Raw genomic sequence first — 21,509 nt, forward strand, 5'->3', positions numbered from 1 at the left:
CATTTCCACCCACGTGGAGCAGATCCCTGGACGTTTGGCTTTCAATAAAAAAAACAAGGAGTCAGCTATGAAACATCGTCGTGGGATCCGTTCCCTGTGTCGCGCCGCCCTCGCGGTGACCGCGGTCAGCCTCAGCAGCCACTTGCTGGCGGCCGATCCGGTAAAAATCGGTTTCCTGGTCAAGCAGGCCGAGGAGCCCTGGTTCCAGACCGAGTGGGCGTTCGCTGAAAAAGCTGCCAAAGACAAAGGCTTCCAATTGATCAAGATCGCCGTGCCCGACGGCGAGAAGACCCTCTCGGCCATCGACAGCCTGGCCGCCAACGGTGCCAAGGGCTTCGTGATCTGTCCGCCGGACGTGTCCCTCGGCCCGGCCATCATGGCCAAGGCCAAACTCAATGATCTCAAGGTGATTGCCGTGGACGACCGTTTTGTCGATTCCAAGGGCAAGTTCATGGAAGACGTGCCGTACCTGGGCATGGCTGCGTTCGAGGTGGGCCAGAAGCAAGGCGCCGCCATGGCGGCCGAAGCGAAAAAACGTGGCTGGGATTGGAAAGACACCTACGCGGTGGTCAACACCTTCAACGAGCTGGACACCGGCAAGAAGCGCACCGACGGTTCGGTCAAGTCTCTGGAAGACGCAGGCATGCCGAAAGACCACATCCTCTTCGCGGCCCTGAAAACTCTCGACGTCCCCGGCAGCATGGACTCCACCAACTCGGCGTTGGTGAAGCTGCCAAGCGGCGCGAAAAACCTGATCATCGGCGGCATGAACGACAACACCGTGCTGGGCGGCGTGCGTGCCACCGAAGCGGCCGGGTTCAAGGCGGCCAACGTGATCGGTATTGGTATCAACGGCACTGACGCCATCGGCGAGCTGAAGAAACCGGAAAGCGGCTTCTTCGGTTCGATGCTGCCGAGCCCGCACATCGAAGGCTACAAGACTGCCGAAATGATGTACGAGTGGGTCACCACCGGCAAGGAGCCGCCGAAGTACACCGCCATGGACGAGGTGACGCTGATCACCCGGGAGAACTTCAAGCAGGAGCTGGAAAAGATCGGCTTGTGGAATTGATGGCCGGTTGATTCAAAAGCGGCCCCGGTCACACACGTGACGGGGTCGCTTGATCTCTGTAAGTTCGAGGTGGTTATGCAAGCGCAAACAGCGGCACAGCAACAGAACATCGGTGGCAGCTTGCGATTCAACGGGATCGGTAAATCGTTTCCCGGCGTGCAGGCGCTGGCCAATATCAGTTTCGTCGCGCATCCGGGGCAGGTGCATGCCTTGATGGGCGAGAACGGCGCGGGCAAGTCCACCTTGCTCAAGATCCTCGGTGGCGCCTACGTTCCGAGCAGCGGTGATCTGCAGATCGGCGAGCAGACGATGGCCTTCAAAGGCACCGCCGACAGCATCGCCAGTGGTGTCGCGGTGATTCACCAGGAGTTGCACCTGGTGCCGGAAATGACCGTCGCGGAGAACTTGTTCCTCGGTCACTTGCCGGCGCGTTTCGGCCTGGTCAATCGTGGCGTGCTGCGCCAGCAGGCGTTGACGCTGCTCAAAGGCCTGGCGGACGAAATCGACCCACAGGAAAAAGTCGGTCGCCTGTCCCTGGGTCAGCGCCAATTGGTGGAAATCGCCAAGGCGTTGTCCCGTGGCGCCCACGTCATCGCCTTCGACGAGCCGACCAGCAGCCTGTCGGCCCGGGAAATCGACCGGTTGATGGCGATCATCGCCCGCCTGCGGGACGAGGGCAAAGTGGTGCTGTATGTCAGCCATCGCATGGAGGAAGTGTTCCGTATCTGTAACGCAGTGACGGTCTTCAAGGACGGGCGTTATGTCCGTACTTTCGAGAACATGAGCGAGCTGACCCATGATCAGCTGGTCACGTGCATGGTCGGTCGCGATATCCAGGACATTTATGACTATCGTCCCCGGGAGCGCGGCGATGTGGCGTTGCAGGTAAAGGGCCTGCTCGGGCCGGGCTTGCGCGAACCGGTGAGTTTCCAGGTGCACAAGGGTGAAATCCTTGGGTTGTTCGGGCTGGTCGGCGCCGGTCGCACCGAGCTGCTGCGCTTGCTCAGTGGCCTGGAGCGCCAGAGCGAGGGCAGCCTGGTGCTGCACGGCAAGGAATTGAAACTGCGTTCGCCCCGCGATGCCATCGCCGCTGGCGTGCTGCTCTGCCCGGAAGACCGCAAGAAGGAAGGCATTATCCCGTTGGGCAGCGTGGGCGAGAACATCAACATCAGCGCTCGTCCGGCTCATTCCGCGCTCGGCTGCCTATTGCGTGGTGACTGGGAGCGGGGCAATGCCGACAAGCAGATCAAGTCGCTGAAGGTGAAGACCCCGGCGGCGAGCCAGAAAATCATGTACCTGTCCGGCGGCAACCAGCAGAAGGCGATTCTGGGGCGCTGGCTGTCGATGCCGATGAAAGTCCTGCTGCTGGATGAGCCGACCCGTGGCATCGACATCGGTGCCAAGGCCGAGATCTACCAGATTATCCACAACCTGGCGGCGGAGGGCATCGCGGTGATTGTGGTGTCCAGTGACCTGATGGAAGTGATGGGCATTTCCGACCGAATTCTGGTGCTCTGCGAAGGGGCCATGCGTGGCGAGCTGCCGCGCGACCAGGCCAACGAATCCAACCTGCTGCAACTGGCGCTGCCGCGCCAACGCGTTGCCGACGCGGCGAACTGAGAGGTAAATCATGACCATTCAAAACAATGCACTGCCAACGGCACGCAAACCCCTGGACCTGCGCCGCTTCCTCGACGACTGGGTCATGCTGCTGGCGGCCATCGGCATCTTCGTGCTCTGCACCCTGATGATCGACAACTTCTTGTCACCACTGAACATGCGGGGCCTGGGCCTGGCGATTTCCACCACCGGTATCGCGGCCTGCACGATGTTGTATTGCCTGGCGTCCGGGCACTTCGACTTGTCGGTGGGGTCGGTCATTGCCTGCGCCGGCGTGGTTGCGGCAGTGGTGATGCGCGACACTGACAGCGTCTTCCTCGGGGTCAGCGCGGCGTTGGTGATGGGGCTGATCGTTGGCCTGATCAACGGTATCGTGATTGCGAAACTGCGGGTCAATGCGCTGATTACCACGCTGGCGACCATGCAGATCGTCCGTGGCCTGGCCTATATCTTTGCCAACGGTAAAGCAGTTGGCGTTTCCGAAGAATCTTTCTTCGTCTTCGGCAACGGCCAGTTGTTCGGCGTGCCGGTGCCGATCCTGATCACCATTGCCTGCTTCCTGTTCTTCGGCTGGCTGCTGAACTACACCACCTACGGGCGCAACACCATGGCCATCGGTGGCAACCAGGAAGCGGCGCTGTTGGCAGGGGTGAACGTTGATCGCACCAAGATCATCATCTTCGCCGTGCACGGCATTATTGGTGCGCTGGCGGGTGTGATCCTGGCCTCGCGCATGACGTCGGGCCAACCGATGATCGGCCAAGGCTTCGAGCTGACCGTGATCTCGGCCTGCGTGCTCGGTGGGGTTTCGTTGAGCGGCGGCATCGGCATGATCCGCCACGTCATCGCGGGCGTGCTGATCCTGGCGATCATCGAGAACGCGATGAACCTGAAGAACATCGACACCTTCTACCAATACGTCATCCGCGGCTCGATCCTGTTGCTGGCGGTGGTGATTGACCGGTTGAAGCAGCGCTGAAGATTCTGTCAACCAATACACCGCCTTCGCGAGCAAGCCCGCTCCCACAGGTTGTTGTGCCAGGCTCAGAACTTCGGCGCAGCACAGAACCAGTGTGGGAGCGGGCTTGCTCGCGAAGGCGTCGGCACATCCAACACTTCCTTAGCTGACCCACCGCTTTCGCGAGCAAGCTCGCTCCCACAGGGTTTTGTGCCAGGCGCAAAACTCAGGCATACCGGAGATTCAATGTGGGAGCGAGCTTGCTCGCGAAGGCGTCGGCACATTAACACTTCCTTAGCTGACCCACCGCTTTCGCGAGCAAGCCCGCCCCCACAGGTTTTTGTGCCAGGCTCAGAACTTCGGCGCAGCGCAGAACCCGTGTGGGAGCGAGCTTGCTCGCGAAGGCGTCCTCCCTGACGCCAACCATCACCCGGCCTTGCGCAACGCTTCGACCAATTCCTGCTTGCGCATCTTCGAACGCCCGGGAATGTTTTTCGCCCGGGCTTCCTTCATCAGGCTGTCCACCGTCTGGGCCTCGTGGGAGGCTTTGCTGGTGCGCGGATGACCCTCGCGGGACTTGGCGGCGCGGCGGGCTGATTCCTTGCGGTCGGACTGTTTCGCTTCGGCGGGTTTTTTCTTGCCGGAGCCACCGGAGCGCTCACCGCCGCCCGACTGCTTGTTGACGGTGGCCCAGGCCCGAGCCTCGGCCTCGCCCTCCGACACACCTTTGTGTTCATAGCTCTCTTCGATGTGCTCGGCCTTGCGCTTTTGCTTGTCGGTGTATTTGTCTTTGCTTCCACGAGGCATGGGATGTCCTCCTCAGTGTCCGAGTAGAGCCTACTGGCTGGCGGCGCCACCTTCGGAGCCCGAGCCTCCGGTAGTGGTTTTCGAACCCACGCCGGTCTCGGCGTTGTCGGGGGCAGTGGAGTCGGGGGTGTTCATGCCGCCCTGACGCCCCGTGTCGTTGCCTTGGACCCGTGGATCGGTGCCCGTCGCGGGTGGCTGGCCATTGTTCAGCGTGCCGCCGGTGCCGTCGGTGTTCAATTTGGGCAAGCCTTGGGTGGCGGGCGAGTTCGGCGCCTGAACCGGGTCGGTCGGCCCGGTCCCCGAGGTCGTGGCCGCGAATGCCGCCGAGGACAACAATGCCGCGAAGGTGAATGCTGTCAGCCTTGAATTGATCATGGTGTCGCCTCCATTTTTTGGAATGCTTGCCAGATTTTTGGCCGCGCTGGAGCGGGGTTGGTGCCTGAGGGGCGACGAACGGCACCGTGGAAGTTTGTCTGTAGAAGATGTGACGAGCGGCGCCTGGCGGCTTAGTATGGCGCTTTCAATTGGCTACAAGGCCCGTTCATGTCGATCGAGATCCGTCCCGCGCAACCCAGCGATGCGCCGCAAATCCTTGCGTTCATCACCGAGCTTGCCGATTACGAAAAAGCCCGCCACGAAGTCATTGCCAGCGTTGCGGACATCGAGCGCAGCCTGTTCAGCGAAGGCGCGACCGCCCACGGCCTGATCTGCCTGCGCGATGGCGTACCGATAGGTTTCGCGGTGTTTTTCTTCAGCTATTCCACCTGGCTGGGCAGCAATTGCCTGTACCTCGAAGACTTGTACATCACACCTGAACAGCGCGGTGGCGGGGCGGGCAAGACACTCTTGCGGCATCTGGCCAAGATCGCCTGCGACAACGATTGCGGTCGCTTCGAGTGGAGCGTACTGGACTGGAACACCCCGGCCATCGACTTCTATAAGTCCCTCGGCGCGCAACCCCAGGAAGAGTGGGTGCGCTATCGAATGGATGGCAAGGTGCTCCGGGACTTCGCTAACGGCAACTGAAGTTCATGAGTACGCGTCGGACGCGTATTCGGCAAATCCCGGCCGTTGTTCGAGCCGCTTGCAATAAGCGGCCACCGCAGGGTAGTCCGGACGCTCCATGGGCGTCTGGCGCCAGCGATGTGCGGACAGGCCGATGAGCACGTCCGCGAGGGAAAAGTCCGCGCCGGCCACGTAAGCGCCGGTGTGGTTCAGCTGTTGTTCCAGCAAGCCCATCTTGTCGTTCCAGCGTTTGACGCCGGCGGCGATGAGTTGTGGGTCCTGGAAATCCGGGTGCTTGCGCACCAGTCCGTGAAACGCATCGCCCCATGACGGGTTGAGCTCGGTGGCTTGCCAATCCATCCACTGCTCTACACGCGCCCGTGCGGCAGGTTCGGCGGGTAGCAGATCGTCGCGCCCATGCTTGCCTACGAGGTAGCGGCAGATGGTGTTCGACTCCCAGAGCACGCCGTTCTCATCGATGATCACCGGCACCTGGGCGTTGGGGTTGAGCGCCAGGAACGCCGGGTCGTGGGTCGAGGCAAAACCGATGCCCCAGTCTTCACGCTCATAGTCGATGTCCAGTTCCTGACAAGTCCACAAGACTTTTCTGACGTTGATCGAGGAAGTGCGTCCGAGGATTTTCAGCGTTTGTCCCATCACTTTTTTCCCTGAGTTGTTTGGCGTCCGGTCAGAAAACGTAGCAGGGTCTTGGCTGGATGGCGATGGTTTTGCGGTTATTACGAGAATCCCAATATATGGGAGTGATATTTATATATTGAGATTTTATTGCCCGCGGGTTTATAGTCCGCCTCACTCACTGCCCAATAAAACAAAACAGGTGAAGCGGATGCAGGCGCAATTGATCGCGCTCGATTGGGGGACCACCTCATTACGGGCTTATAAACTTGCCGCTGGAGGCGAGGTGCTCGAACAGCGTTCGCTGTCGTCGGGGATCATGCAGTTGCCGTCCGGGCCGCGAACCGTGGCCGGCCAGGTCTGCACCGATGGTTTTGAGCTGGCCTTCGACGAAGCCTGCGGCGACTGGCTGGATGCGCAGCCAGGCTTGCCCGTCATTGCCTGCGGCATGGTCGGCAGCGCCCAGGGTTGGCGGGAAGCGCCTTACTGCGACGTGCCGGCAAACGTCGCCAATCTCGGACATTCCCTACAAGTCATTCGGAGCCTTCGTGGTGTCGATGTTCACATCGTGCCAGGAGTGATCCAACGCTCCCGGCTGCCCAATGTGATGCGCGGCGAAGAAACCCAGGTACTCGGTGCGTTGCACAGCCTGCCGAACGAAGCGGTGCTGATCGGCTTGCCGGGCAGCCATTCGAAATGGGTGGAAGTGACCGACGGCCGCATCGTCCATTTCGACACCTTCATGACGGGCGAAATCTTCGCCGTGCTCAGTGACCACAGCATTCTCGGCCGCACCCAGCAGCGTGGCACGGCGTTCGACGGCGTGGCTTTTGATCGCGGCGTGCAGGTGTCGCTGTCGGCGGATGGGGAGATCGGTCCGTTGTCCACCGTGTTCAGCGCTCGCAGCCTGGGCCTGACGGGTGAGCTCGGCGCGAGCGCCCAGGCCGATTATCTGTCGGGTGTCCTGATCGGCCATGAGCTGACGGCCCTGGCCGCCGTGCAACGTCATCGGCGCAACAGCGTCCACCTGCCGACCGTGGTGCTGATCGGCAACTCTCAACTGTGTGCCCGTTACCAGCGGGCCCTCGACGCCTGCGGTTTCGCCCAGGTGACCCTGGCCGAACAGGCCACCGAACGCGGTTTGTGGCAACTGGCCGTGGCGGCCGGGCTGCTGGAAACCAGCGCATCGCGTTAAACCTACTGGAGACCTGACATGCTCACACAAGCGCTGGCGCACAACGGGCTGATCGCGATTCTGCGCGGCCTGCGCCCCGAGGAAGCGGCATCTATCGGTGAAGTCCTTTATGCCGCTGGATTTCGCGTCATCGAAGTGCCGCTCAATTCCCCCGAACCGTACGAAAGTATCCGCATCCTGCGCAGTACTTTGCCCGCCGATTGCCTGATCGGCGCAGGTACCGTGCTGACGCCGGAACAGGTGGAGCAGGTCAAGGCCGCGGGCGGCCAAGTGATCGTCATGCCTCATAGCGATCCGAAGGTCTTGCGGGCGGCGAAAGCGGCGGGGCTGTACCTGTCTCCCGGCGTTGCCACGCCCACCGAAGCCTTTGCCGCGCTGGCCGAAGGCGCCCATGTGCTGAAGATGTTTCCCGCCGAGCAAATGGGCCCGGCGGTGGTCAAGGCCTGGCTCGCGGTGCTGCCGGCCGGGACAGTGCTGGTGCCGGTGGGCGGGATTACCCCGGACAACATGGCGGTGTTCGTCGAAGCCGGCGTGAAAGGTTTCGGCCTCGGTTCCGGGTTGTTCAAGCCGGGCCTGACAGCGGATGAAGTGGCGGAGCGCGCCAAGGCCTACGTAGCCGCATGGAATGCCTTGAACTGAAGACTTTTCCAGCGCCCCGCGCGCTGCATCTGACAAGAGAGACAACAAGATGAAAATCACCAAACTGACCACGTTTATCGTTCCGCCGCGCTGGTGCTTCCTCAAGGTCGAGACCGACGATGGCGTGACTGGCTGGGGCGAGCCCGTGGTCGAAGGCCGTGCCCACACAGTGGCGGCCGCCGTTGAAGAACTGTCCGACTACCTGATCGGCAAAGATCCACGCAATATCGAAGACATTTGGACCGTGCTCTATCGCGGCGGCTTCTACCGTGGCGGCGCCGTCCACATGAGCGCCCTGGCCGGTATCGACCAGGCGTTGTGGGACATCAAGGGCAAGGCCTTGGGCGTGTCGGTCAGCGATTTGCTGGGCGGCCAGGTGCGCGACAAGATCCGTGTCTACTCCTGGATCGGCGGCGACCGTCCGGCGGATACCGCTCGGGCGGCGAAAGAGGCGGTAGGGCGGGGCTTCACTGCGGTGAAGATGAACGGTACCGAAGAGCTGCAGTTCCTCGATACCTTTGAGAAAGTCGATCTCGCCCTCGCCAACGTGGCGGCGGTGCGCGATGCGGTCGGGCCGAACGTCGGCATTGGCGTGGACTTCCACGGCCGTGTGCACAAGCCGATGGCCAAAGTGCTGATGAAGGAACTCGATCCGTACAAACTGATGTTCATCGAAGAACCGGTGCTCAGCGAAAACTACGAAGCCCTCAAGGAACTGGCGCCGTTGACCAGCACCCCGATTGCCTTGGGCGAGCGGTTGTTCTCGCGCTGGGATTTCAAACGGGTGCTCAGCGAAGGCTACGTCGACATCATCCAGCCGGATGCGTCCCACGCCGGCGGCATTACCGAGACTCGCAAGATCGCCAACATGGCCGAAGCCTATGACGTGGCGCTGGCGCTGCACTGCCCGCTGGGCCCGATTGCCTTGGCGGCGTGCCTGCAACTGGACGCGGCTTGCTACAACGCGTTTATCCAGGAGCAGAGCCTGGGTATCCATTACAACGAGAGCAACGACCTGCTGGATTACATCAAGGATCCTCAGGTGTTCGACTACGACAAAGGCTTCGTGAAAATCCCGAACGGTCCTGGCCTAGGCATCGAGATCAACGAGGAATACGTCATCGAGCGCGCGGCCATCGGCCATCGCTGGCGCAACCCGATCTGGCGTCATGCCGATGGCAGTTTTGCCGAGTGGTGAGTCACGCCTGACCCACCCAAGATCCCTGTGGGCCTATGGTGAATGCAAAACGCATGAGCGCCCCAGATCCCCTGTGGGAGCGAGCTTGCTCGCGATGGCGATGTATCAGTCACACATGCGTCAACTGACACCGTCATCGCGAGCAAGCTCGCTCCCACAGTTTGTTCTTCGCAGACAGGGAGATCTTCTTCGGTACGCCCGTTCCTCAATAAACATAAAAAGAGGCACCTCACATGCAAGCGCACACCCTGAGCGCGCAGGCGTCGTTGGTGACGCCCAGCCGCAAGCGTTTTTTCATCATGGTCCTGCTGTTCATCACCGTGGTGATCAACTACCTGGACCGCAGCAACCTCTCGATTGCAGCCCCCGCACTGACCAGCGACCTGGGCATTGACCCGATCCACGTCGGGCTGATTTTCTCGGCGTTCGGCTGGACCTATGCAGCCATGCAGATCCCCGGTGGCTGGCTGGTGGACCGGGTGCCGCCGCGCATCCTGTATAGCGTGGCGTTGTTGCTGTGGTCGGCGGCCACGGTGATGCTCGGTTTCGCCGCCAGTTTCATCGCCTTGTTCGTTCTGCGCATGGCCGTCGGTGCGCTGGAAGCGCCGGCTTATCCGATCAACAGCCGCGTGGTGACGACTTGGTTTCCTGAGCGCGAACGGGCCACGGCCATTGGTTTCTATACCTCCGGGCAATTTGTCGGCCTGGCATTCCTGACGCCCGTGCTGGCGTGGCTGCAACACGCGTTTGGTTGGCACATGGTGTTTGTCGCCACGGGCGCGGTCGGTATTCTCTGGGCGGTGATCTGGTACGCGGTGTATCGCGAGCCACGGGATTTCAAAGGCGCCAACGCCGCCGAAATCGAGCTGATCCGCGAGGGCGGCGGACTGGTGGATATCCAGGCCGAGACTGCCAAGGCCAAGGCTAAATTCAACTGGAGCGACCTCGGCATCGTCCTGACCCAACGCAAGTTGTGGGGCATTTACCTGGGCCAGTTTTGCCTCAATTCCACGCTGTGGTTTTTCCTGACGTGGTTCCCGACTTACCTGGTGAAATATCGCGGCATGGACTTCATCAAGTCCGGCCTGCTGGCATCGTTGCCGTTCCTCGCAGCGTTTATCGGCGTGCTGTGTTCCGGGTTTTTCTCCGACTGGCTGATCCGTCGCGGCGCCACGGTGGGGTTCGCGCGCAAGCTGCCGATCATTGGTGGCTTGCTGATTTCCACCTCGATCATCGGCGCCAACTTCGTCGAGTCGACGCCGCTGGTGATCGCGTTCCTGGCCCTGGCATTCTTTGGCAATGGCCTGGCGTCCATCACCTGGTCGCTGGTATCGACCCTGGCGCCGGCGCGGCTGCTCGGCTTGACCGGCGGGGTGTTCAATCTCATCGGTAACCTGGCGGCCATCGCCACGCCGATCGTCATTGGCTTCCTCGCCAGCGGCGACTCGTTTGCCCCGGCCATTACCTACATCGCCGTGCTGGCATTGATGGGCGCGTTGTCCTACATCCTGCTGGTCGGGAAGGTCGAGCGCATCGAGTTGTAGTCCGACGGGGCGGGCGACCATAATGCCGCCCGTTCCCCGCTCACTGTTGAAGGCTGGCCATGCAGCAAGACGATCAAAAAATCATCAAGGATGCCGCTCCTACCGGCACGCAGACGCTGCTGCGTGGCCTGGGCGTGGTCCAGGCGGTTGCCAGCGGCGCCCGCGACTTGAAGGAAATCGCCCGGCTGATCGGCACCACCCGCAGCACCACCCATCGCCTGGCCAGTTGCCTGGTGGACGAACGTTACCTGCGCGTGGTGCCGCAAGTGGGCTATCTGCTGGGGCCGAAGTTGATCGAACTGGGTTTCCAGGCCCGGGAAGAATTGCCATTGGTGAGCCTGGCGGGGCCGTACCTGGACGAGCTGTCGGCGCTGACCGGGGACACCGTGCACCTGGCGATTCGCGAGGGCGACGAGGTTTTGTACTTGTTGAAGAATCCGGGGCGAAACGGCCCGGAGATGCGCTCGCGTGTGGGCCATCGCATGCCGTTGGCGCGGACCGGGATCGGCAAGGCGCTGATGCTTGATGACTCGCAGGAACAATGGAAGCGGCTGTATGAAATCAGCCTGCCGGCGGGTGGGAAGAATCAATTCTGGCCACAACACCAGGAACAATCCTGGGAGCAGTTCCAGCAACGGATGGTGGAGTATGTGGCGGGGGGCTATGCCTTCGACCTGGAGGACAACGAGCCGTCGATCCGATGTGTGGCGGCGCCGATCCGCGACGCTGGCAAGCGCATCGTCGCCGGTATCAGCATCGCCAGCACCGTGCCGTACATGCCGCTGGAGAAAATGGCCGAGCTGATTCCCCTGGTCAAAGGGGTCACAGCCCGGCTGTCGGCGGAGCTGGGTGCCAAGGTCTGACGAGCGTCAGGCCTTGAGCGTCGCCATGTCGATGACGAAGCGGTACTTCACGTCCCCGGCGATCATGCGGCTGTAGGCCTCGTTGATCTGGCGGATGTCGAGCATTTCAATGTCGCAGCTGATGTTGTGCTCAGCGCAGAAATCCAGCATCTCCTGGGTTTCTGCGATACCGCCGATCAGCGAGCCGGCGAGTACTCGGCGGCCCAGGATCAGTTTTGCCGCGTGTACCGGTGGGTCGACCGGCTCGACCAAGCCCACGATGATGTGCACGCCGTTGAAATGCAGCGTGTCGAGGTAGGGGTTGAGGTCGTGCTGCACCGGAATGGTGTCCAGAAGGAAGTTGAAACGTCCGGCCGCGGCCGCCATCTGTTCAGCGTCGGTAGACACAATCACATGGTCCGCGCCTTGGCGACGGGCTTCTTCAGCCTTGCTTGCCGAGCGGGTAAACAGCGTCACTTCCGCGCCCATGGCCTTGGCGAACTTGATGCCCATGTGGCCCAGGCCGCCCATGCCCAGCACGCCGACCTTGTCACCGGCCTTCACACCGTAGTGCTTGAGCGGCGAGTAAGTGGTGATGCCGGCGCAGAGCAGCGGTGCGGCGCTGGCCGGGTCAAGCGTTTGCGGGATGCGCAGTACAAAGTGCTCGCTGACCACGATGCTGTCGGAATAGCCGCCCATGGTGTGGCCACCACTTATGCGGTCCGGGCTGGCGTAGGTCTGGGTCATGCCTTCCAGGCAGTATTGCTCAAGATCGGACCGGCAAGCTTCGCACTCGCGGCAGGAGTCGACCATGCAGCCCACGCCTACCAGGTCGCCGACTTTATGGCCGGTGACATTCGCACCGACCGCGGTGACTTTTCCGATGATTTCATGGCCGGGCATCAATGGGTAAACAGCGATGCCCCATTCATTGCGGGCCTGGTGGATGTCGGAGTGACAGACCCCGCAGTAGAGAATGTCGATCGCCACGTCGTCGGCGCGCGGGCTGCGACGCTCGAACTTCATTGGGGCGAGGGGGGTGGTGGCCGATTGGGCGGCATATCCGATGGCTGTGTACATGGTGGACCTCGCTAAGCAGTGAACGGTGAGGGTTCCATTTTGGGAGTCCTGGCGGCAGGCGGCGATGGCGATTCCTACGCCTGTCATGCCTAATCCTCCGGCGTTGGCCAGGATTTGATTTCTTGTGACGCAAGACCTGCGATGATGGTTTCATCCCTTTTTTCGTGAAGTTTTCGCCCATGTTGTTGACCCGCCATCTCGATGCGAACGCGACGCTGGTTTCACTGATAGAACCCTTGGCGACCCGTGACGGTTTCGTCCCTACGGGCCTGCCTGGCGTGCACGCGCTGCGCGCCAGTCAGGACGTCGCTCGTGGCCCGCAGCTCTACGAACCGAGCCTGGTGATCATTGCCCAAGGCAGCAAACTGGCCTACCTGGGGCCACGCACGCTGGAATATGGCGCCGGGCATTATCTGATCCAGGCGTTGCCGGTGCCGTTCGAATGCGAAACCTACGCCATGCCCAATGCTCCGCTGTATGGCGTTTCCGTTGCGATCGATCGGGCGATGCTGGGGGAGCTGGTGCTGGCCATGGGATTGATGCCCGGTCGGAACCTGCCGCCGCAGACACCGGAGTCGATGACCAGCGCGGTGCTCGACGACGCCATGCGTGGGGCTGTCGAGCGGTTGTTGCGCTGCTTGCACGATCCATTGGAATGTCAGGTCATGGGCCAGGTGCGGCTCCGGGAGTTGCTGTTCGTCGCGTTGCGCGGGCCTCAGGCCGATGTGTTGCGGGCGCTGGTGGAGCAGCAAGGCCAGTTCGCGCGGATTGCCGTGGCCCTGAGCCATTTGCATGCGCATTTCACCGAGCCACTGAACGTCGAGACGCTGGCCAGTTGCGCGAACATGAGCGCCTCGACCTTTCATGAGCATTTCAAGCGCAGCACATTGTTGTCGCCGGTGCAGTATCTCAAGCGCTTGCGGCTGCTCAAGGCCCAGCGGCTGCTGCTGATCGAGGGCATGGGCGTGGCCCAGGTTGCGCATCAGGTGGGGTATCAGAGCCCGTCGCAGTTCAGCCGGGAGTACAAGCGTTACTTCGAGCGCAACCCTGGGGAAGAGCGCGTCGCCTGATCCATTCAGGATTCCTTGTGGGAGCGAGCCTGCTCGCGAAAGCGGTTTATCATTCAGAACAAATGTCGACTGAGACACCGCTTTCGCGAGCAAGCTCGCTCCCACATTGGTTCGGTGTGGTTGTCAGGATCGCAGGCAACAAAAAGGCCCCCATTGCGGGAGCCTCGATGTCCAGCGTGTTGGCTTACATGTTCGGGTAAGTCGGTCCGCCAGCGCCTTCCGGCGTGACCCAGGTGATGTTCTGCGCAGGGTCCTTGATGTCGCAGGTCTTGCAGTGAACGCAGTTTTGGGCGTTGATCTGGAATCGCTTTTCACCGTCTTCCTTGGTGATCACCTCGTACACGCCGGCCGGGCAGTAGCGCTGCGCCGGTTCGTCGTACAACGGCAGATTCTTGCTGATCGGGATGCTCGGGTCAGTCAGCTTCAGGTGGCAAGGCTGTTCTTCTTCGTGGTTGGTACCGGAGATGAACACCGAGCTGAGCTTGTCGAAGCTGATCTTGCCGTCCGGTTTCGGGTAGTCGATCTTCTTGCATTCGGCCGCCGGCTTGAGGCAAGCGTAATCCGGCGTGGTGTCGCGCAGGGTGAACGGGATCTTGCCGCCGAAGATGTTCTGGTCGAGCCAGTTGAAGCCGCCGCCGATGATTGCGCCGTACTTGTGGATCGCTGCACCGAAGTTGCGGCTGGCGAACAGTTCTTCATACAGCCAGCTGTTCTTGAAGCTGTCGACGTAAGCGGTCAGTTCATCACCGCCTTCGGATTCTGCGAACAGGCGATCGGCCACGGCCTCGGCGGCAAGCATGCCGGACTTCATCGCGGTGTGGCTGCCCTTGATCTTGGCGAAGTTCAGGGTGCCGAGGTCGCAACCGATCAGCGCGCCGCCCTTGAAGACCATTTTCGGCAGCGAGTTCAGGCCGCCCTTGGCGATTGCGCGAGCGCCGTAGCTGACGCGTTTGCCGCCTTCGAGGTACTGCTTGAGCACCGGGTGATGCTTGAGGCGCTGGAATTCGTCGAAGGGCGACAGGAAGGTGTTGCTGTAGGACAGGTCAACGATCAGGCCGACCACCACCTGGTTGTTTTCCAGGTGATAGAGGAAGGAGCCGCCGGTGTTCTCGGTGCCCATGATGTCCAGCGGCCAACCGGCGGTGTGGACCACCAGGCCTGGTTGGTGCTTGGCCGGATCGATTTCCCAGATTTCCTTCAGGCCGATGCCGTAGTGCTGGGTGTCGGCTTCGCTGTCCAGGTTGAAGCGCTTGATCAGTTGCTTGCCGATGTGGCCGCGGCAGCCTTCGGCGAACAGCGTGTATTTGCCACGCAATTCCATGCCAGGTGTATAGAGGCCTTCCTTTGGATGGCCTTCGCGGTCGACACCCAGGTCGCCGGTGATGATCCCTCGCACCACGCCGTTCTCGTCGAACAGCGCCTCCTGGGCGGCGAAGCCCGGGTAGATTTCCACGCCCAGGTTCTCGGCCTGCTGGGCCAGCCAGCGGCACAGGTTGCCCAGGGAAATAATATAGTTGCCTTCGTTGTGCATGGTCTTGGGCACAAAGAAGTCAGGGATTTTGCTCGCGGCGTCGGCGTTTCTCAGGACATAAATGTCATCGCGAACGACGGGCGTGTTCAACGGCGCGCCGAGCTCTTTCCAGTCCGGGAACAGTTCGTTCAAGGCGCGGGGCTCGAACACCGCGCCGGAGAGGATGTGCGCACCGACTTCGGAACCTTTTTCGACCACGCAGACGCTGATTTCCTTACCGGCTTCGGCGGCCTTCTGTTTCAGTCGGCAGGCGGCAGACAGGCCAGCGGGGCCGGCACCGACGATGACCACGTCGAATTCCATGTATTCGCGTTCCACAGGCTATCTCCTACTCAAGGCTCACAGTTTTTTCTAATTGGAGGTTTGGCGTTGCATCCGTTGTTTCCTTCGCGAAGCGACGAAAGCGACAATGGATGAGACGCGGCTCTCTCTCTAAGCGGCGCATTATATCTACACCACTCTCAGGGTCCAATACAAACGTTTGTTTGAAATCGTCGGAGCCCAGATAAATCACTGACGTACGGCTTATGACTGACCATTTTGCCGTATTGACCGGAATAGGCGTTCCGGTCAAGATACGGGCGGTTTTGCGCTCGCCGTAGGCTGACTGTTGGTTTCAAGAGCACCTCTAAAGACAGGGCGAAGGCAGCACAAAGTGACGAATTGCGAGGTTTGGACGCGCAGTTTACACGCCGCGATAATGAATGACTCATCGGTCATCACTGACGAATGGTCTTCACTCCCGTGAGCAAGGTCATGTGTGGTTCATGCCGGCGTTTTTAGAGGTGCCCTTGCGCCCATGATCATCAACCGCCAGGTTCGCCCGGGCGACTTTCTTTTCACCGGAGAGTAACGAGGAATCCATGAAGGTTCTTGTAGCTGTCAAACGAGTGGTCGACTATAACGTCAAGGTTCGCGTCAAGGCGGACAACTCCGGCGTCGACCTCGCCAACGTCAAGATGTCGATGAACCCTTTCTGCGAAATCGCCGTAGAAGAAGCCGTACGCCTGAAAGAGAAAGGCGTGGCGACTGAGATCGTCGTCGTTTCCATCGGCCCGACCACTGCCCAGGAGCAACTGCGCACTGCGCTGGCGCTGGGTGCCGATCGCGCCATCCTCGTCGAATCCGCCGAAGACCTGACTTCCCTGGCCGTTGCCAAGCTGTTGAAAGCCGTTGTCGACAAGGAGCAGCCACAGCTGGTGATCCTCGGCAAGCAGGCCATCGACAGCGACAACAACCAGACCGGCCAGATGCTCGCTGCGTTGAGCGGCTACGGCCAGGGCACCTTCGCTTCGAAAGTCGAAGTGTCCGGCGACAGCGTTGCCGTGACCCGCGAAATCGACGGCGGCGCGCAGACCGTTTCCCTGAAACTGCCGGCCATCGTCACCACCGACCTGCGTTTGAACGAGCCGCGCTACGCGTCCCTGCCAAACATCATGAAAGCCAAGAAGAAGCCGCTTGAAGTGCTGACTCCTGACGCTTTGGGCGTTTCCACCGCCTCCACCAACAAGACCCTGAAAGTCGAAGCGCCGGCTGCACGCAGCGCGGGCATCAAGGTCAAGTCGGTGGCTGAACTGGTCGAGAAACTGAAAAACGAAGCGAAGGTAATCTAAAAATGACTATCTTGGTAATCGCCGAACACGATAACAAAGCGCTGGCTCCGGCCACGCTGAACACCGTTGCTGCCGCCGCCAAAATCGGTGGCGATGTCCACGTCCTGGTAGCCGGTCAGGGCGCTGGCGCCGTTGCCGAAGCCGCTGCGAAAATCGCTGGCGTGAGCAAAGTCCTCAACGCCGACAATGCCGCCTACGCGCACCAGTTGCCGGAAAACGTTGCGCCGCTAGTGGCCGAGCTGGGCAAGGGCTACAGCCACATCCTGGCTGCCGCGACCTCCAACGGTAAAAACATCCTGCCTCGCGTCGCCGCTGCTCTGGACGTCGACCAGATCTCCGAGATCATCTCGGTCGAAAGCGCCGACACCTTCAAGCGTCCGATCTACGCCGGCAACGCCATTGCCACCGTGCAATCGACTGCCTCGGTCAAAGTCATCACCGTTCGCGCCACCGGTTTCGACCCGGTTGCCGCCGAAGGTGGCTCGGCTGCCATTGAAGCCGTAGGCGCTGCCCATGACGCCAGCATTTCCAGCTTCGTCAACGAAGAACTGGCCAAGTCCGACCGTCCTGAACTGACCGCTGCCAAGATCGTCGTTTCCGGCGGCCGTGGCATGCAGAACGGTGACAACTTCAAGCACCTGTACGCCTTGGCCGACAAGCTGGGCGCTGCCGTTGGCGCATCCCGCGCGGCGGTTGACGCAGGCTTCGTGCCCAACGATATGCAGGTCGGCCAGACCGGCAAGATCGTTGCGCCACAGCTGTACATCGCCGTCGGTATCTCCGGCGCGATCCAGCACCTGGCCGGCATGAAAGACTCCAAGGTGATCGTTGCGATCAACAAGGACGAAGAAGCGCCAATCTTCCAAGTGGCCGACTACGGCCTGGTCGCGGACTTGTTCGAAGCCGTACCTGAGTTGGAGAAGCTGGTCTAATCCAGCATCTTCACTTATAAAGAGCCCGGCCCTTTGGCCGGGTTTTTTATTTCTGCGGACGGGAGTGTGGTGCGATGGATCTTCGCCGTTTGGCTGGCTGGTCGTTGCTGTTGGCGCTGGGGGGCGCGCCAGGCCTGTCGGTCGCCGCTGGCAAATGCGAGCGCCTGATCGCCACCGGCAGCCCCGATGCGCCGCCGTATCTATGGCAAGACCCCCAGGATCCCAAGCATTTGATTGGTGCCGGCGCCGATCTGCTGGAGCAAGTGGCGAAAGCGCTGGGCATCAAGATTGAAATTCTATACGCCGGCAAGCGCGCCCAGGCGCTGGACGAAGTGCGCAGCGGACGCATGGACCTGCTCACCGACGCCCCGTTGACCACGACTGGCCTGGAAGTGCTGGATTACGTGCATCCGCCGCTGCTGGAGAACGATTACCTGGTCTGGACCCGCAAGGATTCGACATTGGTGATCGAGCGGCCAGAGGATCTTCACGGGCATCCCGGCGCCTTGTCGGAGAAGGCTCGAATGACACAGGGATTTGGCGTCTTCGCTGAGCAGAATCTAACCCTGACCCGCACGCCCAACCTGACCCAGGCCTTTCAGAAATTGCTCCTGGGCGAAGTGGAATATGTACTGGCTGGGCGCTACTCAGGCCTGGCGATGGCGCAGACCTTGGGAATGGCGAATGACCTGCAAGCTGCGCCGCAACCGGTGGACAAGCCGGGCCTGTTCCTCGCGGTTTCCCATAACTCCGCCTGCAACGACCCATGGTTACGCGGACAGCTGGCGCAAAAGATGACAGAATTGGCCGCGTCCGGCCTGACAGAGGCTGTGTTGCAGCGCAATCTGGAGCGTTGGCGAACACAGTTGCAACCAACTGTCAGTGCCCCAAAACAGTAGGGAACATTAGTGACTATTCGACCTCTTTTCGCTGCCCTGGCCGTTCTGGCTCTGGCGGGTTGTGCAGCCGATCCGGCGCCGAATGAACAGATCCGCTTGACTGAGCAAGCCATCGAGCAAGCCCACGCAGTAGGCGCCACCGCCGATGAAGTGCCTGAATTGAAACTCGCCGAGGAAAAATTTGCCCGCGCCAAAGGCAACATGGCCGACGAATCCTACAAAAAGGCCCGCATGCGGGCCGAACAGGCCGAACTGGATGCACGCCTGGCCGAAGCGAAGGTGCTGACTCTCAAGAGCCAGGAGAAACTGAACGTGCTCGATACGCGCATCAAGCGCTTGCGCAAACAGTTGAGGGAGGATGCCCAATGAAGCCCTCCCATGTATTCGGCGGTTTGGTTCTCGCAGGACTGGCCAGTTTGTACGGCTGCGCGGGCCAGCGTAGCGAAGCGACGCTGGAACAGGCGAGCGCCGATTTCCAGAAGGTCAAGGAAGATTCCAATGTATTGCGTGCCGCCCCCAAGGACGTGATTCGCGCCGGCGAGTCGCTGGCCCGTGCCGACCGCTTGTCCACGTATTGGGGCAGTGGCGAGGATGTGCAGCATTACGCCTACCTGAGCCAGCGCTACAGCCAGATCGCTCGTGAACACAGCAACCAGGTGCTCAACGAGGAGCGTGCGTTGAAACTCGAGCTGGAACGTCAGCGCCTGCAACTGGCCTTGCGCGAATCCAAGCTGCAAAGCGTCCAGCAGCAGGGCAAGTTGCTGGAAGAACAGATCCTGGCGATGGCCACCACCCAGACTGACCGGGGCCTGGTGATGACCCTCGGTGACGTTCTGTTCGATACGGGTGAGGCCGAGTTGAAGAACTCGGCCAACCGTGTGGTGCTCAAGATCGTGCAATTCCTGCAGCTCAATCCCAAACGCGTGGTGCGTATCGAAGGCTACACCGACAGCACCGGCGGCAAGCAGGAGAACCTCAAGCTGTCCCGTGATCGCGCGCAGGCCGTGGCGGACGTGCTGGTGGACCTGGGCATCGACGAGAAGCGCATCCAGGTCGAAGGCTACGGCGATCAGTACCCGGTAGACGTCAATGCAACCGAGCGCGGCCGGGCACAGAACCGACGTGTTGAGATCGTGTTCTCCGACGAAAAAGGCCAGCTCGGCGCCGCCCGCTGAGGGCCGCGTCGCTGGAAAACCCGGCCCCTCAAAGGCGCCGGGTTTTTTTTGCCTGGAGATTGTCGGCGAGTGAGTACAGTTGGGCTGTCACTGCACTGTACTGTCGGGTAATCTGGCAACTGTCCCAGTACACTTCTAAACTGTTCCGGTAAAGTTTCCGACAAGAATAAAATGCCCGTGAAATCGAGTGCTGCGTCATGACCAACCTCCTGCTCTATCAACGTATTGCTCAACAACTGGCCGAAGACATCCGGCGCGGTGTGTATCAACCCGGCGAACGGGTGCCTTCGGTGCGCAAGATGAGCTCGCAGCTCAACGTCAGCCATGCCACCGTGCTGCAGGCGTACGCCAATCTCGAAGACCAGGGGTTGATTCGTGCGCGGCCGCAATCGGGCTATTACGTGCATCAGACGCCAGCGTTGACCGCGCCGACGCCGGACATCGCCCGGGTCGAGCGCCCCGGGCTGGTAACGCGCAGCAGCATTATCCAGCAGGTATTGGTCGAGTCGCGTCGCGAAGGTGTGTTTCCGCTGGGGGCAGCGGTTCCCAGCGTCGACTACCTGCCTGTCCGGGCGCTGCATCAGCAACTGGCCAAGGTCACGCGTTTCCACAGCCCGCGGGCGTTCAGCTACATGTTCAGCCCCGGTTTCGAGCCGTTGCGCCGCCAGGTGGCGATTCGCATGCGTGACGCCGGTGTCGTGGTGGACCCTTCCGAAGTGGTGATCACTCACGGCTGCGTGGATGCGCTGCAAATGTCCTTGCGCGTGCTGACCCGGCCAGGGGACCTGATCGCTGCGGAGTCGCCGACCTATTACGGTTTGCTGCAGTTGGCAGATCTGCTGGGCCTCAAGGTCATCGAGATTCCCAGCGACCCGGTCACCGGCATGAGCCTCGAGGCCCTGCAGTTGGCGGCCAACCAATGGTCGATCAAGGCGCTGGTGCTGACCACACGCCTGAGCAACCCCCTTGGCGGCACCATGCCGGAGGAGCGGCAAAAGCAACTGCTGCGCCTGGCATCGGACTTCGATATCCAGATAGTCGAGGACGACATCTATGGTGAGTTGATGTTCGAGCAGGGCCGCACCAAGGCGCTGAAAGCCTATGATCGATTGGACCGGGTGATCTACTGTTCGAGTTTTTCCAAGACCTTGTCCCCAGGGGTACGCATCGGTTGGATGATTGCTGGCAAGTTCCAGCAGGAAATCCAGCGGCTCCAGACGTTCAGCACTCATTCGGCCTGCAGCGTCACGCAGATGGGCATCGCGGCGTATCTGGAGAATGGCGGCTACGATCGGCACTTGCGCTACATCCGTCAGGAGTACCGCAAGAACCTCAGCGCATTCCAACTGGCGGTCCAGCAGTATTTCCCGGAAGGCACGCAAATGAGCCGTCCCACCGGCGGCTTCATCCTGTGGGTCAGCCTGCCGGGGCGGGTCAATACCCAGGAATTGCATGTACAGGCGTTGCAGCAAGGCATCAGTATTGCGCCGGGGTTGATCTTCAGTAATACCGAACAGTTCAACCATTGCATTCGTCTGAACTGCGGCACACCCTGGAACCGTGAGGCGGAGCGGGCCCTGATGACGCTGGGGCTGCTGGCGAAGCAGTTATGCCAGGAGACCGCCAACGGATACCTGTAGCAGGCCTTGTGTCGCTTCGATGTGCTTGTCAGCGCCTCATTATCAGGCCAGCA

At 61.0% G+C, this 21,509-nt stretch carries 21 protein-coding genes; 16 read left to right on the forward strand and 5 right to left on the reverse strand.

Annotated elements, in window-relative coordinates; genetic code table 11:
- The first annotated feature begins 67 nt into the window (after window positions 1-67).
- The 3 genes from KSS97_RS09125 to araH all read left to right on the forward strand — a co-directional run bounded on the left by KSS97_RS09125 (window position 68) and on the right by araH (window position 3,671).
- Window positions 68-1,072, forward strand: a complete 1,005-nt coding sequence (locus KSS97_RS09125) for a substrate-binding domain-containing protein (RefSeq protein WP_030137722.1) — start codon at window positions 68-70, stop codon at window positions 1,070-1,072.
- Between the two features lie 75 nt (window positions 1,073-1,147).
- On the forward strand, window positions 1,148-2,692 hold the full coding sequence (gene araG, locus KSS97_RS09130) for an L-arabinose ABC transporter ATP-binding protein AraG (protein WP_217861488.1): 1,545 nt from the start codon (window positions 1,148-1,150) through the stop codon (window positions 2,690-2,692).
- A 10-nt stretch (window positions 2,693-2,702) separates the two neighbouring features.
- Entirely contained in the window at window positions 2,703-3,671 is a 969-nt protein-coding gene (gene araH / locus KSS97_RS09135) for an L-arabinose ABC transporter permease AraH (protein WP_030137724.1), read from the forward strand.
- A 405-nt stretch (window positions 3,672-4,076) separates the two neighbouring features.
- Here the strand turns inward: araH and KSS97_RS09140 are convergent, their stop codons facing one another.
- Window positions 4,077-4,457: a Rho termination factor N-terminal domain-containing protein gene (locus KSS97_RS09140; RefSeq protein ID WP_030137725.1), complete on the reverse strand. Its 381-nt coding sequence runs from the start codon at window positions 4,455-4,457 to the stop codon at window positions 4,077-4,079.
- Window positions 4,458-4,487: 30 nt separating this feature from the next.
- Complete coding sequence (locus KSS97_RS09145) at window positions 4,488-4,832, reverse strand: hypothetical protein (RefSeq protein ID WP_198797946.1); 345 nt, start codon at window positions 4,830-4,832, stop codon at window positions 4,488-4,490.
- Window positions 4,833-5,000: 168 nt separating this feature from the next.
- Between KSS97_RS09145 and KSS97_RS09150 the strand changes: the two genes are divergently transcribed.
- Entirely contained in the window at window positions 5,001-5,483 is a 483-nt protein-coding gene (locus tag KSS97_RS09150; protein ID WP_030137727.1) for a GNAT family N-acetyltransferase, read from the forward strand.
- A 3-nt stretch (window positions 5,484-5,486) separates the two neighbouring features.
- Here the strand turns inward: KSS97_RS09150 and KSS97_RS09155 are convergent, their stop codons facing one another.
- Complete coding sequence (locus KSS97_RS09155; protein ID WP_217861489.1) at window positions 5,487-6,119, reverse strand: glutathione S-transferase family protein; 633 nt, start codon at window positions 6,117-6,119, stop codon at window positions 5,487-5,489.
- A 190-nt stretch (window positions 6,120-6,309) separates the two neighbouring features.
- Between KSS97_RS09155 and KSS97_RS09160 the strand changes: the two genes are divergently transcribed.
- The 5 genes from KSS97_RS09160 (at window position 6,310) to KSS97_RS09180 (ending at window position 11,537) form a co-directional block, all read left to right on the forward strand.
- Window positions 6,310-7,293 carry a 2-dehydro-3-deoxygalactonokinase gene (locus KSS97_RS09160; protein ID WP_217861490.1) on the forward strand — a complete coding sequence of 328 codons (984 nt, stop codon included), beginning with the start codon at window positions 6,310-6,312 and terminating at the stop codon, window positions 7,291-7,293.
- An 18-nt stretch (window positions 7,294-7,311) separates the two neighbouring features.
- Window positions 7,312-7,932, forward strand: a complete 621-nt coding sequence (locus tag KSS97_RS09165; protein WP_030137730.1) for a 2-dehydro-3-deoxy-6-phosphogalactonate aldolase — start codon at window positions 7,312-7,314, stop codon at window positions 7,930-7,932.
- Window positions 7,933-7,981: 49 nt separating this feature from the next.
- The gene (gene dgoD / locus KSS97_RS09170) at window positions 7,982-9,130 is read left to right on the forward strand and encodes a galactonate dehydratase (protein ID WP_217861491.1); all 1,149 of its coding nucleotides are present in this window, start codon (window positions 7,982-7,984) and stop codon (window positions 9,128-9,130) included.
- A 233-nt stretch (window positions 9,131-9,363) separates the two neighbouring features.
- Window positions 9,364-10,674, forward strand: a complete 1,311-nt coding sequence (locus KSS97_RS09175) for an MFS transporter (RefSeq protein ID WP_030137732.1) — start codon at window positions 9,364-9,366, stop codon at window positions 10,672-10,674.
- Window positions 10,675-10,733: 59 nt separating this feature from the next.
- Window positions 10,734-11,537 carry an IclR family transcriptional regulator gene (locus KSS97_RS09180; protein WP_030137733.1) on the forward strand — a complete coding sequence of 268 codons (804 nt, stop codon included), beginning with the start codon at window positions 10,734-10,736 and terminating at the stop codon, window positions 11,535-11,537.
- 6 nt (window positions 11,538-11,543) lie between these two features.
- On the opposite strand, the gene KSS97_RS09185 is transcribed toward KSS97_RS09180, so the two are convergent.
- Window positions 11,544-12,596 carry an NAD(P)-dependent alcohol dehydrogenase gene (locus KSS97_RS09185; protein WP_030137734.1) on the reverse strand — a complete coding sequence of 351 codons (1,053 nt, stop codon included), beginning with the start codon at window positions 12,594-12,596 and terminating at the stop codon, window positions 11,544-11,546.
- Window positions 12,597-12,775: 179 nt separating this feature from the next.
- Between KSS97_RS09185 and KSS97_RS09190 the strand changes: the two genes are divergently transcribed.
- Window positions 12,776-13,666 carry an AraC family transcriptional regulator gene (locus tag KSS97_RS09190; RefSeq protein WP_217861492.1) on the forward strand — a complete coding sequence of 297 codons (891 nt, stop codon included), beginning with the start codon at window positions 12,776-12,778 and terminating at the stop codon, window positions 13,664-13,666.
- Between the two features lie 184 nt (window positions 13,667-13,850).
- On the opposite strand, the gene KSS97_RS09195 is transcribed toward KSS97_RS09190, so the two are convergent.
- The gene (locus KSS97_RS09195; RefSeq protein ID WP_030137736.1) at window positions 13,851-15,515 is read right to left on the reverse strand and encodes an electron transfer flavoprotein-ubiquinone oxidoreductase; all 1,665 of its coding nucleotides are present in this window, start codon (window positions 15,513-15,515) and stop codon (window positions 13,851-13,853) included.
- 545 nt (window positions 15,516-16,060) lie between these two features.
- On the opposite strand from KSS97_RS09195, the gene KSS97_RS09200 reads away from it, so the two are divergent.
- From KSS97_RS09200 to KSS97_RS09225, 6 genes are all read left to right on the forward strand, one after another.
- Window positions 16,061-16,810 carry an electron transfer flavoprotein subunit beta/FixA family protein gene (locus KSS97_RS09200; RefSeq protein WP_007908338.1) on the forward strand — a complete coding sequence of 250 codons (750 nt, stop codon included), beginning with the start codon at window positions 16,061-16,063 and terminating at the stop codon, window positions 16,808-16,810.
- 2 nt (window positions 16,811-16,812) lie between these two features.
- Window positions 16,813-17,742 carry an electron transfer flavoprotein subunit alpha/FixB family protein gene (locus KSS97_RS09205; protein ID WP_030137737.1) on the forward strand — a complete coding sequence of 310 codons (930 nt, stop codon included), beginning with the start codon at window positions 16,813-16,815 and terminating at the stop codon, window positions 17,740-17,742.
- A gap of 74 nt (window positions 17,743-17,816) precedes the next feature.
- Window positions 17,817-18,641 carry a substrate-binding periplasmic protein gene (locus tag KSS97_RS09210; protein ID WP_217861493.1) on the forward strand — a complete coding sequence of 275 codons (825 nt, stop codon included), beginning with the start codon at window positions 17,817-17,819 and terminating at the stop codon, window positions 18,639-18,641.
- Window positions 18,642-18,650: 9 nt separating this feature from the next.
- Complete coding sequence (locus KSS97_RS09215) at window positions 18,651-19,010, forward strand: DUF4398 domain-containing protein (protein ID WP_030137739.1); 360 nt, start codon at window positions 18,651-18,653, stop codon at window positions 19,008-19,010.
- On the forward strand, window positions 19,007-19,816 hold the full coding sequence (locus tag KSS97_RS09220; protein ID WP_030137740.1) for an OmpA family protein: 810 nt from the start codon (window positions 19,007-19,009) through the stop codon (window positions 19,814-19,816). Before KSS97_RS09215 ends, KSS97_RS09220 begins: the two co-directional genes overlap by 4 nt.
- Before the next feature lie 197 nt (window positions 19,817-20,013).
- On the forward strand, window positions 20,014-21,456 hold the full coding sequence (locus tag KSS97_RS09225) for an aminotransferase-like domain-containing protein (RefSeq protein WP_181287978.1): 1,443 nt from the start codon (window positions 20,014-20,016) through the stop codon (window positions 21,454-21,456).
- Window positions 21,457-21,509: the final 53 nt, after the last annotated feature.

It is taken from the genome of Pseudomonas alvandae (assembly GCF_019141525.1).
GTDB lineage: Bacteria > Pseudomonadota > Gammaproteobacteria > Pseudomonadales > Pseudomonadaceae > Aquipseudomonas > Aquipseudomonas alvandae.

What these genes read in the sequence shown, in the direction of transcription:
- KSS97_RS09125 (WP_030137722.1), top strand. Translation starts at nt 68, where the DNA reads ATGAAACATCGTCGTGGGATCCGTTCCCTGTGTCGCGCCGCCCTCGCG.
- araG (WP_217861488.1), top strand. Translation starts at nt 1,148, where the DNA reads ATGCAAGCGCAAACAGCGGCACAGCAACAGAACATCGGTGGCAGCTTG.
- araH (WP_030137724.1), top strand. Translation starts at nt 2,703, where the DNA reads ATGACCATTCAAAACAATGCACTGCCAACGGCACGCAAACCCCTGGAC.
- KSS97_RS09140 (WP_030137725.1), bottom strand. Translation starts at nt 4,457, where the DNA reads ATGCCTCGTGGAAGCAAAGACAAATACACCGACAAGCAAAAGCGCAAG.
- KSS97_RS09145 (WP_198797946.1), bottom strand. Translation starts at nt 4,832, where the DNA reads ATGATCAATTCAAGGCTGACAGCATTCACCTTCGCGGCATTGTTGTCC.
- KSS97_RS09150 (WP_030137727.1), top strand. Translation starts at nt 5,001, where the DNA reads ATGTCGATCGAGATCCGTCCCGCGCAACCCAGCGATGCGCCGCAAATC.
- KSS97_RS09155 (WP_217861489.1), bottom strand. Translation starts at nt 6,119, where the DNA reads ATGGGACAAACGCTGAAAATCCTCGGACGCACTTCCTCGATCAACGTC.
- KSS97_RS09160 (WP_217861490.1), top strand. Translation starts at nt 6,310, where the DNA reads ATGCAGGCGCAATTGATCGCGCTCGATTGGGGGACCACCTCATTACGG.
- KSS97_RS09165 (WP_030137730.1), top strand. Translation starts at nt 7,312, where the DNA reads ATGCTCACACAAGCGCTGGCGCACAACGGGCTGATCGCGATTCTGCGC.
- dgoD (WP_217861491.1), top strand. Translation starts at nt 7,982, where the DNA reads ATGAAAATCACCAAACTGACCACGTTTATCGTTCCGCCGCGCTGGTGC.
- KSS97_RS09175 (WP_030137732.1), top strand. Translation starts at nt 9,364, where the DNA reads ATGCAAGCGCACACCCTGAGCGCGCAGGCGTCGTTGGTGACGCCCAGC.
- KSS97_RS09180 (WP_030137733.1), top strand. Translation starts at nt 10,734, where the DNA reads ATGCAGCAAGACGATCAAAAAATCATCAAGGATGCCGCTCCTACCGGC.
- KSS97_RS09185 (WP_030137734.1), bottom strand. Translation starts at nt 12,596, where the DNA reads ATGTACACAGCCATCGGATATGCCGCCCAATCGGCCACCACCCCCCTC.
- KSS97_RS09190 (WP_217861492.1), top strand. Translation starts at nt 12,776, where the DNA reads ATGTTGTTGACCCGCCATCTCGATGCGAACGCGACGCTGGTTTCACTG.
- KSS97_RS09200 (WP_007908338.1), top strand. Translation starts at nt 16,061, where the DNA reads ATGAAGGTTCTTGTAGCTGTCAAACGAGTGGTCGACTATAACGTCAAG.
- KSS97_RS09205 (WP_030137737.1), top strand. Translation starts at nt 16,813, where the DNA reads ATGACTATCTTGGTAATCGCCGAACACGATAACAAAGCGCTGGCTCCG.
- KSS97_RS09210 (WP_217861493.1), top strand. Translation starts at nt 17,817, where the DNA reads ATGGATCTTCGCCGTTTGGCTGGCTGGTCGTTGCTGTTGGCGCTGGGG.
- KSS97_RS09220 (WP_030137740.1), top strand. Translation starts at nt 19,007, where the DNA reads ATGAAGCCCTCCCATGTATTCGGCGGTTTGGTTCTCGCAGGACTGGCC.
- KSS97_RS09225 (WP_181287978.1), top strand. Translation starts at nt 20,014, where the DNA reads ATGACCAACCTCCTGCTCTATCAACGTATTGCTCAACAACTGGCCGAA.